A 13,243-nucleotide genomic window follows, 5' to 3' on the forward strand; every position below is an offset into this window, starting at 1 on the left:
GTGCGGTGCTGTTCACAAGGAGTGGGCAGAGCTAAGTAACCGTTACCATGTCTGTTCTGCCTGTGGGTTTGCGATACCGCGGGACAGGGGAACGGTGATGGTTTTCTACAACGTTGCTACTAATCAGCAACCGGGGCTGGGAACCCGCCTCGTGAGTCTTGGATGCTTCAGCTCTACTTCACAGACCCCGTACACGGGATCCATGAAGCAACTGGGGCAGAGGAAGAGACAAAAGCTCTGCTGTCAAGCGGGTGAGGAAACCCCACCCGCCTACGCGGTGGGGTAGTTCATAGCAAAGACTCAGGTCGGATCCGCGGATCCGCCCACATCAAGAGCAGATCGGCCAACAGGTTGCCCAAAATCAGCATCACCGCTCCCAGCAAAAGCCCGGCCATCACCACGTTGATGTCAAAGCTTTGGACGGCTTCCAAGAGCAGCTTGCCCAGCCCCGGCCAATTGAAGAAAAACTCGGCAATGAAGGAGCCGCTGAGCAGATTGGCAAACTCAAAGCCCAAAATCGTGATCAAGGGGTTGACGGCGTTGCGCAATGCATGCAGCCAGATCACCCGCCATTCAGGAATGCCCCGTGCCCGCGCCGCCTGGATGTATTCCTGCCGCAGCACGTCCAAGAAGTTGCCGCGGGTAATCCGCTGCAGCCCGGCAAAGCTGGTAATGCTCAGGGCCAGCGTGGGCAAGAGCAGGTGGCGGCCCAGATCCAGCAGCTTCCCCCCCCAACCGAGCTCGGCAAAATAAACACTGGTCATTCCCCCTACCGGCAACCAGCCCACGTTTTGAGCCACGATCAGCAGCAAAATGGCCAGCACAAAGCTGGGCATGGCCTGCCCCAGGTAGCTGAGCAACTGCAACGCCCGATCCAAAGGAGTGTTCTGCCGCAGCGCCCCCAGGATCCCCAGAGGAACGGCAATTAGCCAAGTTAGCAAAACAGAGCACACTGCCAACAGCAAGGTGGCGCCGGCACGGGAGAGAATAAGCTGCGCCACCGGCACGCGATAGGTGTAGCTGACGCCAAAATCCCCCTGCAGCAGATTGCCCAGCCAGGTCAAATACTGCCAAATCAAGGGCTTATCCAGGCCCAGCCGTGCCTCTTCCTGGGCAATAAACTCTTGGCTGACACTGGGATCCGCCCGCAAGGGATCCAAAAAATCGCCGGGAGCCAGTTGCAAGAGCAAAAAGCTAAGCACCGTGATCAGCAGTAGCACCGGCACCGCTTGGGCCAGCCGCTGCAAGACCAAGGCCAGCGGTGGCCACAGACTGAAAGCGCGCCTGCTAGGGGAAGAGGAGGTTACGGCCACAGACAGAGGTCGAGTTGAGCGCGGTCTTAGCTGGGATCCCGGTAGGGGATCCTTGTCGAACTATGCTGCCATTCTTGCGGCCAGATTTCTAGCCTGCTGCCCGGCTTGGAACAGGGTGCAGTTGCCCGGACTTGCCGGCAGAGGAATTGGGAGTTAGGCCGCTCCGGCAGGCGCAAGCCAAGGCGGTAGACTAGTCAAAAGCTTTTTCGATGAGTTGCCGTTGGGAAGACCTCTTGCGAAACCTGTTTCTTACCGGCGCTAGCGGCTGTCTGGGGCACTATGTGTTAGAGCGCCTGGCCCAGGAAAGGGATCCCGAGTCTCCGGAGCGGCCCGCCTACCACCTCTACATTCTTATCCGCAATCCCAGCCGTCTGCGGTTACCCCCGGAACAGCTGCCCGCCCCCATCACCCTGGTGCCCGGCGATCTGCTGCACATCCGCGAGCACGCCGCTCTGCTGCAACAGATGGATGGGCTAATCCACATGGCGGCGGCTTGGGGGGATCCCACCCTAACCTGGGCGGTGAATGTTACCCACACTCTGGAGCTCTTTCAGTTGTTGGATCCCCGGCGCTGCCAGCAGGTGATCTACTTTTCCACCGCCAGCCTTTTGGATCAGGCGTTACAACCTTTGGCCATCGCCGGCCAGGCCGGCACCGACTACATCCGCAGCAAGTACGCGATGCTGCTGCAACGGCAGGAAAGCTGCTTCTGGCCGGATCGGCTGCTGACGCTCTACCCCACCCTACTGTTTGGCGGCAGCCCCCACCACCCCTATTCCCACATCACCGCTGGCCTTAAGGATGTGCTCCGCTGGCTGGATCTCATCCGCTTTTTGCGGGTGGATGCCAGCTTCCACTTCATCCACGCTGCCGATGTGGCAGAGATGGTGGCCTACTGGGTAGCCCATCCGCCCGGTGGCGGCGATTGGGTGTTGGGCAACCCCCCTCTGTCTGTGGATGAGTGCGTGGAACAGGTGTGCGCCTATTTCAGAAAGCGGATCTACTTCCGCTTGCCCTTGCCCCTCGGACTCCTCCGCAGCTTGGCTTTTCTGTTTGGGGTGCGGCTTTCGGCGTGGGACGAGTACTGTCTGCGCCACCGCCATTTTGTCTATCCGGCCCTCTCGCCAGCAGCCCTGGGCTTGCCCTGCCACTTCCCCACCGTGGCCTCTCTCCTAGATGCCTACCTCTAGGCCGCTTTTATAGGGTCACGCCAACCCCCCTCTCCCAGAGGGAGAGGGGCTGGGGGTGAGAGGGATCAACCAGTAAAGGCCGCTGCTTCTCTGTGAGCCAAGTCCTGAAGCTGAGCGGCAATGCGCTCCCGGTTAAGCCTCTGCCCGATGAACACTAGGCGGGTCAACCGCGGCTCTTGCGGGCGCCAGGGCCGGTCGTAGTAGGTTTCCAATCGCCCTCCCACTCCCTGCAGCACCAGCCGCATCGGCTTGTGGGGCACGGCCACAAACCCCTTCACCCGGTAGAGGCATTCCTCTTGAGCCAGTTGGCGCAGTTGGGCAACTAGGGATACCGGCTCATAGCTCCCCTCCAGGCTCAGGTAAAAAGACTCGAAGGCCTCGTGCTCGTGGTCTTCTTCGTGGTCGTGGTGGCTGGGGCGGCTCTCAAGTTGGTCTTCCACGGCTGCGTTGAAGCCCAAGAGCACTTCTGGGGCAACCTGGCCCCGCTCACAGGGGAGGACTCGAACCTCAGGGCGCAATTGTTGCCGCAGCCAGCTCTCCACGCGCGCTCGCTCCGACAACGTGATCTGATCCACCTTGCTCAGCAGCACCAAATCGGCGCAGCTCAACTGATCCGCAAACAGCTCCTCAATGGGCGTCTCGTGATCCAGGCTCGCATCGGCCTGCCGCTGCGCTTCCAGCGCCGCCCGATCCCCCACCAGTTGTCCAGAGGCCAGGGCCTGACCGTCCACCACTGCAATCACCGCATCCACCGTGGCGCCGGTGCGTAGGGTGGGCCAGCGGAAAGCCTGCACCAGAGGCTTAGGCAAGGCCAATCCTGAAGTCTCAATCAGGATGCCGTCCAGCTCCGCCCGGTGCTGCAGCAGGGTTTCCATGGTGGGCAAAAATTCCTCCTGCACCGTGCAGCAGAGGCAGCCGTTGGCCAGCTCCAAAATGGGGATGGATCCCTCTCCCTCGCAACGTTGGCAATCCCGCAGCAGTTCGCCATCAATGCCCACTTCGCCAAACTCATTGACCAAAACGGCGATGCGGCGGCCCTGGTTGTTGAGCAACAGGTGACGGATCACCGTGGTCTTGCCGGATCCCAAAAATCCGGTGATGACCGTAACCGGGACTTTGTGCATCTTTACCGAACATTCAGCCTTCTCAGTCTCTATCCTCTCTTCCTTCTCTGCCAATCCTGTCGGGGGGGATCCCCAAAAAAAGGCCCCCTACCGGGGGCCAAAGGTTGATCTCCAAGAGACTTCCGTGCTTATCGGATCGGCTTCATCCGGTAAACCGGCTCGTTCTCGCGGCTGATCCCTTTCTCAAAGCCGGCAGCAGCGGCACGGGCGCGACCGGCATGCCACAGGTGGCCAACGAAGAACAGGAAGCCGAAGATGAAGTTGTGGGCTGCCAGCCAGGTGCGCGGGCTGGTAAAGTTCACCGTGTTGATCTCGGTCGCCACACCCCCCACCGAGTTCAGGGATCCCAGTGGCGCGTGGGTCATGTACTCCACCGCACGGCGAGCTTGCCAGGGTTGGATGTCGTTCTTCAACTTATCCAGATCCAAGCCATTGGGGCCCAGCAGCGGCTCTTTCCAGGGCGCCCGCACATCCCAGAAGCGCATCGTCTCACCGCCGAAGATGATCTCGCCCGTGGGGGAGCGCATCAGGTACTTACCCAGACCGGTGGGGCCTTGGGCCTGGCCGATGTTCGCCCCCAGGCGCTGGTCGCGCACGATAAAGGTGAGGGCTTGCGCTTGCGAGGCTTCAGGGCCGGTGGGGCCGTAGAACTCGCTGGGGTAAACAGTGTTGTTGAACCAGATGTAGCAGGTGGCAATAAAGCTCATCAGCGAGACCGCCGCCAAGCTGTAGGAGAGATAAGCTTCCCCCGACCAGATGAAAGCACGGCGGGCCCAGCCAAAAGGCTTGGTGAGGATGTGCCAGATCCCACCGGCAATGCAGATGATGCCGATGTAGATATGGCCGCCGATCACATCCTCCATGTTGTCCACGCTGATGATCCAGCCGTCGCCGCCGAAGGGAGACTTGAACAGGTAGCCGAAGATCACCGCCGGGTTGAGGGTGGGGTTGGTGATCACTCGCACATCGCCACCGCCGGGAGCCCAGGTGTCATAGACACCGCCAAACCACATGGCCTTGGCCACCAACAGGAAAGCCCCCAACCCCAAGAGGATGAGGTGGATCCCCAAGATGGTGGTCATCTTGTTCTTGTCTTTCCAGTCGTAGCCGAAGAAGGGGAAAGACTGCTCCAGGGTTTCTGGGCCGCGCACAGCGTGATAGATGCCCCCCAACCCCAGCACTGCGCTAGAGATGAGGTGCAGCACACCAATCACAAAGTAGGGGTAGGTGTCGATAACTTCGCCGCCCGGGCCAACCCCCCAGCCCAAAGTGGCCACGTGGGGCATCAGGATCAGGCCCTGCTCGTACATAGGCCGATCCGGCGTGAAGTGAGCCACCTCAAACAGCAGCATCGCTCCCGCCCAGAAGACGATCAGGCCGGCGTGGGCCACGTGGGCACCCAAGAGCCGACCGGAGAGATTGATCAAGCGAGCATTCCCGGCCCACCAGGCAAACCCGCCCTGGGTGCGATCCTGCATCGCTGCGGAACCAAAGGTCGTTGAAGTCACTGAGGCCAGCCTCCGAAAAGAGTAACAGTCAGTACAGCAGAAGATAGAGCTGAAAAGCAAAGGATCTTAAGAATGGCCGAGCGCCTACCCACCCAATCCAAGGCTTGAATAGGCGAACGCTCGGCCCCGGCTCTCACGTGAAGGATCGAGAGAACTCAAGCGTTCGACAGCCAGCGCCAGTTTAGAGCGCGTTGCCGCGGGGTAGGACTTCTTCGGGGAACTCAAAGCGCTCGTGCGGCTGATCCTGCGGCGCCATCCAGGCCCGAATCCCCTCGTTGAGCAAAATGTTCTTCGTGTAGAACGTCTCAAACTCAGGATCCTCCGCCGCCCGGGTCTCCTGACTGATAAAGTCATACGCCCGCAGGTTCAGCGCCAAACCCACCACACCAATGCTCGACATCCACAAACCCGTCACCGGCACAAACAGCATGAAAAAGTGCAGCCACCGCTTGTTGGAAAACGCTATCCCAAAAATCTGGCTCCAGTAGCGGTTAGCCGTCACCATGGAGTAGGTTTCTTCCGCCTGCGTCGGCTCAAACGCCCGAAACGTGCTCGCCGCTTCCCCATCCTTGTAGAGCGTGTTCTCCACCGTCGCCCCATGGATGGCACACAACAGCGCTCCACCTAAAACGCCAGCCACCCCCATCATGTGGAAGGGGTTCAGCGTCCAGTTGTGGAACCCTTGGAAGAACAGCAAGAAGCGGAAGATCCCCGCTACCCCAAAGCTGGGGGCAAAAAACCAACTGCTCTGCCCCAGCGGGTAAATCAAAAACACGCTCACAAACACCGCAATCGGCGCGCTGAAGGCAATGGCGTTGTAGGGCCGCACCCCCACCAGCCGGGCAATCTCAAATTGCCGCAGCATAAAGCCAATCAGGCCCAGCGCTCCATGGAAGGCGACAAAGGTCCACAGCCCGCCAATCTGACACCAGCGGGTAAAGTCCCCCTGGGCTTCCGGGCCCCACAGCAGCAACAGGCTGTGCCCCATGCTGTCGGCGGGGGTGGACACGGCCACGGTCAAAAAGTTGCACCCCTCCAGGTAGGAGCTGGCCAGGCCGTGGGTGTACCAAGAAGTTACAAAGGTGGTGCCGGTCAGCCAGCCGCCCAAGGCCAGGTAGGCGCAGGGGAACAGCAGCAGCCCCGACCAGCCGATAAACACGAATCTGTCGCGCTTGAGCCAGTCATCGACGATGTCGAACCATCCTCGCTCCTGGCGTACGCGCCCTACCGCGATGGTCATCTCAACTTCTCCTTAAAAAGATGATGAGGACATTAATGAAACTACAAACTTTGCTTCTTTGAAGCAAGACTGGGGCCTAGGTATAAAGACTCAGTCTGCGAACTTTATCGCCTCAGTTTCCCTGCAGGGACTCCTGACCAGAACCGACCAACCGCTGCATTAGACAGCTTTGCTGGCGTTCCGAGCTGCTCTTGGCATCCTCAGCAGGGCTGTGGCAGTCCCGACGAGCCACACTAGAGCCACCGAACAAGTTTCACGGCTGTCGGCATTACAACAATTTAGCCTATGCCAGTAAAGACTTGTAAATTGCTTTCATTATAGAGGCGGAGGACACGCCCCCATCAAGTCTAAGGCGACCGGGATCTTCACCGACTGTAATCTTTGCGGTTTTTCTCTCCTGAGATATTGAGCGTGAGGGGCCGCCTCACCCCGGGGAAGGCCGAAGGCTCAAGATCCGATATCCTTAAAGGGCGAGGCAATCCACCTGAGAGGAATCTATGGCTAGTGAGATCTTCACCATTGCTGGGCTCTCTATTGTCCTGACCCTAGTGGGCGTGGCGCTCGGGTACGGGATCCTGCGCGTCACCCAGGGCGGGGCCGAGTAGGGATTTCCTCGCTTGGTGAAACATGAAAATCGGCATCGTTGGCGCCGGGGCAGTGGGAGGGCATTTGGCCGTCTGCCTGGCCCGAGCCGGTTTTCCAGTGAGTGTGGTGGCACGGGGATCCCACTTGCAGGCCATCCGCAGCCAAGGATTGAAACTGATCCGGCAGGGGGATCCCCCTGAGGCTTGGGTGGAACGGCTGACAGCCAGCGATGACTTGGCTGAGCTGGGGCGGCAAGATGTGGTGATCGTTGCTGTCAAGGCCTACAGCTTGCCCCTGCTTGCCCCACAGTTGGGATCCCTGTGTGGCCCGGACACCCCCCTTGTGGTTGTTCAGAATGGTCTTCCCTGGTGGTACTTTTACCGGCATGGCAGCGAGTTTGAGGGGCGCTCCTTGACTTCGGTGGATCCGGGCGGGGTGATTGCCGCCCATCTGCCGATCGAACGGGTGATCGGCTGTGTCGTGTACATCGCCGTGCAGTTGGCAGAGCCGGGGGTAGTTTTGCACACCGGCGGCGGGCGCTATATTCTGGGGGAGCCAGATGGATCGTTGTCGGAGCGGCTGCGCTCTCTGGCGGCCATCTTTGAGCAGGCGCAGCTTCCTGTAACCCTCACCTCCCAAATTCGGGTCGAGATCTGGCAAAAACTGTGGGGCAACGCCGCTTTCAACCCCATCAGCGCCCTCACCCGCGCGGCCCAAGACGAAATTGCCCAGTACCCGCCCACCCATGCTTTGGTTGAGTCGGTGATGCAGGAAACCGAGGCTGTGGCCCAAGCGCTGGGGATCCGGCTGCCGGTCTCTCTGGAAGAGCGGCTCAAGGATGCAGCCCGCGTGGGATCCCATCGCACCTCGATGCTCCAGGATATTGAGCGAGGGCGACCGACGGAGATCGAGAGCATTGTCGGCGCCATCGCGGAGGTGGGGCGTTGGGCAGGGATCCCGACTCCCCATTTGGATACACTCTATGCTTGCGTTAAGCTGCTGGAGCGCTCGCTTCAGGCGGGGAAGGCGGCCCGTTCCCAGCCGCAGATCCCCTAGTAGCCCCTCAACTCTTGCGGACTATGCTGGAAAACGCCATTGTGCTCATCACCGGTGCCAGCAGCGGCATCGGGGCAGCCTGTGCCACGCTTTTTGCCCGTTCTGGGGCCAAGCTGATCCTGGTGGCCCGCCGTCAGGAGCGTCTGCAGGAGCTGGCTATGGAGTTGCAGCAGGCTTACGGCGCTTCCTCATACTTGCTGACTTTGGATGTGCGGGACAGGGCAGCCGTACAACAGGCGCTCCAGTCTTTGCCGCCGGTCTGGGCTGAGATCGACATCTTGATCAACAACGCCGGCCTCAGTCGCGGCTTGGACAAGCTCCACACCGGTGCTCTGCAAGATTGGGAGGAGATGATCGATACCAACATCAAGGGCTTGCTGTATGTTACCCGCGCCGTTTTGCCCGGCATGGTGGAGCGGGGCCGCGGCCATGTGGTCAACATCGGCTCCATTGCCGGTCGGCAGACCTATCCCGGCGGCGCCGTCTATTGTGCTTCCAAAGCCGCCGTGCGGGCCATCTCCGAGGGCCTGAAGCTGGATCTGCTGGGCACCCCCATTCGCGTCACCGAGATCCAGCCCGGCTTGGTGGAAACCGAGTTCAGCCAGGTGCGCTTCCACGGCGATCGCGAGCGGGCGGCAGCGGTCTATCGGGGCCTCACCCCCCTGACGGCGATGGATGTGGCCGAGGTGGTGCTGTTTGCCGTCACCCGTCCCCCCCACGTCAACCTCAGTGAGGTCTTGCTGGTGCCCACCGACCAGGCCAGCACGACAATGGTGCATCGCCGATAAGGATGCGAAGATCCCGATCCCTTCGCTTGTTCGGTATTCACCCCCCCATCCCTGGGCGACAATGGCGGCAAAGGGGGTGGGCCCATGGGAGTGGAAAGCGGGATCCTCATTGGGTTGGGCATCGGCCTACTCGGCACGCTAATTTTGCTCTGGCAGAGTCGGCGCCGCTTCGGCCGCCAATTGCAACAGTTGGGATCCCTGCTGCACGTGCCCCTGCCTCTGAGTTCGCCAGAACAGATGCTCAGCCGGCTCAGCCGCCACCTGCGCCAACAAGAACTGGAGTGGGCCAGCCAAAAACGACACCTGCAAGACTGGCAGTATCTGAGCCACCACCTGCCCTGGGGATATCTGCGGGTGGACGAGAACAACGTGGTCCTGGAGTGTAACCCTGCCGCTCAACGCCTGCTGCACATTGGCCAGTGGCAGCCGGGCGTCAAGCTCCTGCTGGAGTGGGTGCGCTCCTATGAGTTGGATCAGCTCATCGAAGCCACCCGCCGCCAGGGGGCCAGCACGCCCATCCAGAGCCGCGAATGGATCTTCTACCCTTCCGGCGGCGAGAATAAACCGGTTCCGCTGCGGGCTTGGGGGCTGCCCCTGCCGCAGGGGCAGGTTGCCATCTTTTTGGAAGACCGGCTGGAAGCTACCCTGCTAGCCCAACAACGGGATCGCTGGGCCTCGGATGTGGCCCACGAGCTGAAAACCCCCCTCACCTCGATTCGTCTGCTGGCCGAAACTTTACAAAGCCGGGTCGACACCGCGCAAGCGGTTTGGGTGGAACGATTGCTCAACGAGACGCTGCGCCTCAGCCAGTTGGTACAAGACTTGTTGGAACTGAGCGCCCTTAACTTGGGGGCCGGATCCCGCTCCCAATGGCGCTGGGTGGATCTGGCAGCCTTGGTGCGCGAAGCCTGGCAGAGCTTAGAACCGCTGGCCAAGCCCCGTCACCAGGAACTGCACCTGAGCAGCCCCTCCCAGCTCTATCTCTGGGGAGATGAACAACGCCTCTACCGCCTCATCCTCAACCTCTTGGACAACGCTGTCAAATATGGCGCGCCCGACTCCCCTGTCCACGTGCTGCTCTTGGAACAGGGATCCCAGGTGCGGCTGGAGGTGTACGACCACGGCCCTGGCCTGCCGGAGGATCAATTTGAGCTGGTCTTTCAACCCTTTTACCGCACCGATGCGGCGCGGGCCCGCAGCAAAGGCGGCACCGGCCTGGGGCTGGCGATCGTGCGGCAAATTGTGGAACTTCACGGCGGCACAATCCGCCTGCGCAATCACCCACAAGCAGGTGGGCTGTGGGTGCAGGTGGAACTGCCCCGGAAACGCGCCGATGCCCTGTGAAAGCTGCCCAGAAGCGCTCCCGTCAACATCGCCAAACCCTTCGGCCTGAGAATTGCCGCAGATTTTCCTGCGGCGGGACTATCCATCTTGGAGGGGATCCCCTAGAATTGGTCTAGGTAATCCTTACAGTTTGTACCCTGGGCATTCGGAATGGGCGCCGATTATCATTCCGCTGATTTGTTGTCGGAGCGTGAGCTGCAGGTTCTCGAGTTAATCGCAGCGGGTCTGACCAATCAGGACATTGCAGAGCGCTTGGAAATCAGCAAGCGCACTGTTGACAATCACATCAGCAACATTCTGAGCAAGACGCGAACGTCAAATCGCGTCGCTTTGGTGCGCTGGGCTCTGCAATGGGGAAAGATTTGCCTGGATCAGGTCAATTGCTGCACCCTAGTGGATGACAAAATTGCCTAGCCCCATCTTGCTTTACCAGTAGCCAAACGCCCAACGTAGAGTTTTAATCGGGGGTTTTTTGCGTTTTGCACCGCGATTGCTTCTGAGAGAGGGAGCGACGGTGAGGGGGAAAAAGAAGCTGCGCAGAGCCCTTGGGAAGTGCTGAGTTTGGCTGGAGGTAGCTGCATTTTGAGTTGCGTAGGTTGAGTTGTCATCCGTGGGCATCCCTAAGCTGAAACGTTACGCTGTCCGCTACGATTCCATGCCCCTGATGGTTTATCGAGAGGTGGCTGCCCATTTGGCCTGCATTCCAGGTGTGGAAGCAGAGCTGGAATGGAGAAAAGACCCCCTCTTTCGCTATTCCGATAGCCAAATCGAGGCGCTGCAAATTCGCCAGGAGGCTGACGCTGATCCAGAGCAAGTTCAGCGCGTTCTTGACCACTACGGGACATGGCAGTACAGCCCCTTACAGGACTAGCCCTCCTGCATTGCCGAAAAAGAATGAAAGGTTGGCTACTCGTCGCCAGCGCGAGACCTCTGGGTTATCTGGCGAGCCCTGCCAGCTCCCCGCAGGGGGATATTGACTTCCCTTCCAACCGGAACCGATAACTGGGCAGCAGCTCCAAGCTAGGTCGAGACAGAGCTTGAGTGCTCTGCGCTGCTAACGAGCTTACGCTAGCGCATACAGGCCCGTCACCCTAAACCCCTCTCCCTTTTTTGGGAGAGGGATCCACCGAGCAGCGCAACGAACTGTCTTAGCAAGAATTGCCCGTACGGCCAGGGTGACTTTATCGAGGGTTCTAGAAGCTCTGAGGCAGAGACAGTTTAGCGAGTTGGCTGACCTTGAGCGGGCAGGTGCAACTTACGAGCCAGACCCAGTCGCGCCAACACCCAAATGACCCAGTAGGTCATGTCAATTTCCCACCAGCGCAAACCTGCTTTCACGCACTTCGGGTCGGCGTGATGGTTGTTGTGCCAACCTTCGCCGTAGGTGAGCAGAGCCGCCCACCAAAGGTTACGGGCATTGTCATTGCTTTCGAACGTCCGATAGCCCCAGAAGTGGCTGGCAGAGTTAATCAACCAGGTGCAGTGCAGCAGCAGCACTGTCCGCACAAAGATGCCGTAGATAACGAACGGCCAACCGCCGAGCAGGTAAAGCACTACAGCCAGCGGCAGTTGCAGCAGCAGCCCATACTGGTCTAGCCAACGATAAAAAGGATCCCGAGCCAAATCCGGCGCAAAGGCAGAATACTTCTCACGATTAAAAAACTCTTCCCGTTGGTAAATGAGCCAGAGCAGGTGGCTCCACCAAAAGCCTTTGCGAGCAGAGTAGGGATCCCGCTCTTCGTCTTCCGTAAAAGCGTGATGCTGACGATGGCCGGCCACCCAAAAAATTGGCCCCCCCTGGATGGCGAGAGCACCGAAGGTAGCAAAGACATATTCGAGCCACTTGGGCACTTGGAAGCTGCGATGGCTAAGAAGACGGTGATACCCCAGGCAGATGCCCAAGCTGCCGAAACACCAGTGAAGCAATAGGGCCACCCCCAAGGCTGGCCAGGAAAAGCAAACGATGCCGCCCACCAAAGCGAGGGCGTGAAAAACAACGAAAAAAAGAACAAATTCCCAGGCAAACCGAAAAGACTTTTGGGGCTCAGGCTGAGCGAGCGAAGCAGAACGGTTGGGGTTGTCCAGCGATTGGGTGGGAAGGGAAACGGCCATGAACCAGCAAAACCTCAGAAAAGGAGTAAGGGCAGCGCAGAATCAAATACCTCCTCCCAAAGTTGCTTCTCATGCAAAGGCCACCGCATCCCTGACTTAGCTTACAACGAGCTCGCCTCCCTGAAAGGCAAGCCGGGATCCCTGAAGGCCTGCCCAAGCAAGCCCCAGCAGTGAAAGCCGCTATGAGAGAGCAGAAAGGCAGCAGGTTTGATCTCGCCTGAGGTTAAGCTTAACGATATTTCACCTCAAATGCAAGTGCTACTTGCAGATTGCTACTACCTTGAGCGCTTCCTCTTGACTTCTTACCCCATCACCTACCATGGCACGTCCTTCTTCCCGGCAAAGGCTGCTGAACGCGGCTCGAGACCTCTTCGTCCGCCAGGGCATCACTCAGACCACCACCCGTCAAATTGCAGACTTGGCCGGCGTTCATGAAGTAACCCTGTTTCGTCACTTTGGCAGCAAGCAGGGACTGCTCCTGGCTGTATTTGCTGAGCTGGGAGTTTTCTCCGGCATTGCCGACTTACCCCTCCCAGCGGATCCCGCTACCTTCCGGGGCTCTGAGCTACAAGCCATTCTCCTCCGCTATGTCCAAACCTGCTTCCAAGCCCTAGCTAATAACCCTGAGCTGGTGCGCTCGTTGGTGGGAGAAGCAGGCTTCTACTCCGAGGAGCATCGCCGTGCCTTGAGAGCAGGCTTCCTGAAGGCGCAAGAGCAGCTAGCCCACTACCTTCAGCAGCTCCCTAGCCCGGAGCTACAAGCCATTGACTCTGATCGCCTTCAGGCCGCTGCTGGAGTTCTCCACCTCATGATTTTAGGGACAGCAGTGTTAGCCGTTACCGCTGGCCTGCCTTCCAGCGCCTCTGACAAGCCCCCAGCTAAGCAAGCGGACAAGGGCACTCCTAGCAGCAGCGTTCCCTTCCTCCTCCAAGCCTGCGTAGAGCTGTGGATGGCGGCCTTGACGGGTATGAGACAAACTTAAG

Annotated in this window: 13 protein-coding genes; 8 read left to right on the plus strand and 5 right to left on the minus strand. The window is 59.5% G+C overall.

The annotated features are described in order from the left end of the window. Window positions 1-287: 287 nt before the first annotated feature. On the minus strand, window positions 288-1,313 hold the full coding sequence (locus NW845_RS04785) for an ABC transporter permease (protein WP_414377161.1): 1,026 nt from the start codon (window positions 1,311-1,313) through the stop codon (window positions 288-290). Window positions 1,314-1,522: 209 nt separating this feature from the next. On the opposite strand from NW845_RS04785, the gene NW845_RS04790 reads away from it, so the two are divergent. Then, window positions 1,523-2,503 (plus strand): NAD-dependent epimerase/dehydratase family protein, encoded by a 981-nt coding sequence (locus NW845_RS04790; RefSeq protein WP_414377164.1) that lies wholly within the window; start codon window positions 1,523-1,525, stop codon window positions 2,501-2,503. A 65-nt stretch (window positions 2,504-2,568) separates the two neighbouring features. On the opposite strand, the gene cobW is transcribed toward NW845_RS04790, so the two are convergent. The 3 genes from cobW to psbD form a co-directional block, all read right to left on the minus strand. Next, window positions 2,569-3,627 carry a cobalamin biosynthesis protein CobW gene (gene cobW / locus NW845_RS04795; protein ID WP_414377167.1) on the minus strand — a complete coding sequence of 353 codons (1,059 nt, stop codon included), beginning with the start codon at window positions 3,625-3,627 and terminating at the stop codon, window positions 2,569-2,571. 128 nt (window positions 3,628-3,755) lie between these two features. Beyond that, complete coding sequence (psbC, locus tag NW845_RS04800) at window positions 3,756-5,105, minus strand: photosystem II reaction center protein CP43 (protein ID WP_414335970.1); 1,350 nt, start codon at window positions 5,103-5,105, stop codon at window positions 3,756-3,758. A gap of 211 nt (window positions 5,106-5,316) precedes the next feature. Continuing rightward, the gene (psbD, locus tag NW845_RS04805; protein WP_414365737.1) at window positions 5,317-6,375 is read right to left on the minus strand and encodes a photosystem II D2 protein (photosystem q(a) protein); all 1,059 of its coding nucleotides are present in this window, start codon (window positions 6,373-6,375) and stop codon (window positions 5,317-5,319) included. Between the two features lie 497 nt (window positions 6,376-6,872). On the opposite strand from psbD, the gene NW845_RS04810 reads away from it, so the two are divergent. The 6 genes from NW845_RS04810 to NW845_RS04835 all read left to right on the plus strand — a co-directional run bounded on the left by NW845_RS04810 (window position 6,873) and on the right by NW845_RS04835 (window position 11,019). Further along, the gene (locus NW845_RS04810) at window positions 6,873-6,980 is read left to right on the plus strand and encodes a PetM family cytochrome b6-f complex subunit 7 (protein WP_414334413.1); all 108 of its coding nucleotides are present in this window, start codon (window positions 6,873-6,875) and stop codon (window positions 6,978-6,980) included. A 22-nt stretch (window positions 6,981-7,002) separates the two neighbouring features. Next, the gene (locus tag NW845_RS04815) at window positions 7,003-8,016 is read left to right on the plus strand and encodes a ketopantoate reductase family protein (protein WP_414377170.1); all 1,014 of its coding nucleotides are present in this window, start codon (window positions 7,003-7,005) and stop codon (window positions 8,014-8,016) included. Window positions 8,017-8,039: 23 nt separating this feature from the next. Continuing rightward, window positions 8,040-8,804, plus strand: coding sequence for an SDR family oxidoreductase (locus NW845_RS04820; RefSeq protein WP_414334417.1), 765 nt, complete (start codon window positions 8,040-8,042; stop codon window positions 8,802-8,804). An 84-nt stretch (window positions 8,805-8,888) separates the two neighbouring features. Beyond that, window positions 8,889-10,148: a sensor histidine kinase gene (locus NW845_RS04825; protein ID WP_414365735.1), complete on the plus strand. Its 1,260-nt coding sequence runs from the start codon at window positions 8,889-8,891 to the stop codon at window positions 10,146-10,148. Window positions 10,149-10,298: 150 nt separating this feature from the next. After that, complete coding sequence (locus NW845_RS04830) at window positions 10,299-10,562, plus strand: helix-turn-helix domain-containing protein (RefSeq protein ID WP_414365734.1); 264 nt, start codon at window positions 10,299-10,301, stop codon at window positions 10,560-10,562. A 196-nt stretch (window positions 10,563-10,758) separates the two neighbouring features. Next, a complete protein-coding gene (locus NW845_RS04835) occupies window positions 10,759-11,019 on the plus strand; it encodes a hypothetical protein (RefSeq protein WP_414365741.1) in 261 nt (86 codons plus the stop codon). Between the two features lie 347 nt (window positions 11,020-11,366). Here the strand turns inward: NW845_RS04835 and NW845_RS04840 are convergent, their stop codons facing one another. After that, the gene (locus tag NW845_RS04840) at window positions 11,367-12,260 is read right to left on the minus strand and encodes an acyl-CoA desaturase (protein WP_414372485.1); all 894 of its coding nucleotides are present in this window, start codon (window positions 12,258-12,260) and stop codon (window positions 11,367-11,369) included. A 319-nt stretch (window positions 12,261-12,579) separates the two neighbouring features. Here NW845_RS04840 and NW845_RS04845 point away from each other — a divergent pair, with 319 nt between their 5' ends. Further along, a complete protein-coding gene (locus tag NW845_RS04845; protein ID WP_414365732.1) occupies window positions 12,580-13,242 on the plus strand; it encodes a TetR/AcrR family transcriptional regulator in 663 nt (220 codons plus the stop codon). Window position 13,243 lies beyond the last annotated feature (1 nt).

The organism is Synechococcus sp. H60.2 (assembly GCF_047462315.1).
Taxonomy (GTDB): Bacteria; Cyanobacteriota; Cyanobacteriia; order Thermostichales; family Thermostichaceae; genus Thermostichus.

Bases quoted from the DNA above. Each gene is read 5' to 3' on its own strand.
- psbC (WP_414335970.1), bottom strand. From the start codon at position 5,105: ATGCAGGATCGCACCCAGGGCGGGTTTGCCTGGTGGGCCGGGAATGCT.
- psbD (WP_414365737.1), bottom strand. From the start codon at position 6,375: ATGACCATCGCGGTAGGGCGCGTACGCCAGGAGCGAGGATGGTTCGAC.
- NW845_RS04845 (WP_414365732.1), top strand. From the start codon at position 12,580: ATGGCACGTCCTTCTTCCCGGCAAAGGCTGCTGAACGCGGCTCGAGAC.
- NW845_RS04830 (WP_414365734.1), top strand. From the start codon at position 10,299: ATGGGCGCCGATTATCATTCCGCTGATTTGTTGTCGGAGCGTGAGCTG.
- NW845_RS04810 (WP_414334413.1), top strand. From the start codon at position 6,873: ATGGCTAGTGAGATCTTCACCATTGCTGGGCTCTCTATTGTCCTGACC.
- NW845_RS04790 (WP_414377164.1), top strand. From the start codon at position 1,523: ATGAGTTGCCGTTGGGAAGACCTCTTGCGAAACCTGTTTCTTACCGGC.
- cobW (WP_414377167.1), bottom strand. From the start codon at position 3,627: ATGCACAAAGTCCCGGTTACGGTCATCACCGGATTTTTGGGATCCGGC.
- NW845_RS04825 (WP_414365735.1), top strand. From the start codon at position 8,889: ATGGGAGTGGAAAGCGGGATCCTCATTGGGTTGGGCATCGGCCTACTC.
- NW845_RS04815 (WP_414377170.1), top strand. From the start codon at position 7,003: ATGAAAATCGGCATCGTTGGCGCCGGGGCAGTGGGAGGGCATTTGGCC.
- NW845_RS04840 (WP_414372485.1), bottom strand. From the start codon at position 12,260: ATGGCCGTTTCCCTTCCCACCCAATCGCTGGACAACCCCAACCGTTCT.
- NW845_RS04820 (WP_414334417.1), top strand. From the start codon at position 8,040: ATGCTGGAAAACGCCATTGTGCTCATCACCGGTGCCAGCAGCGGCATC.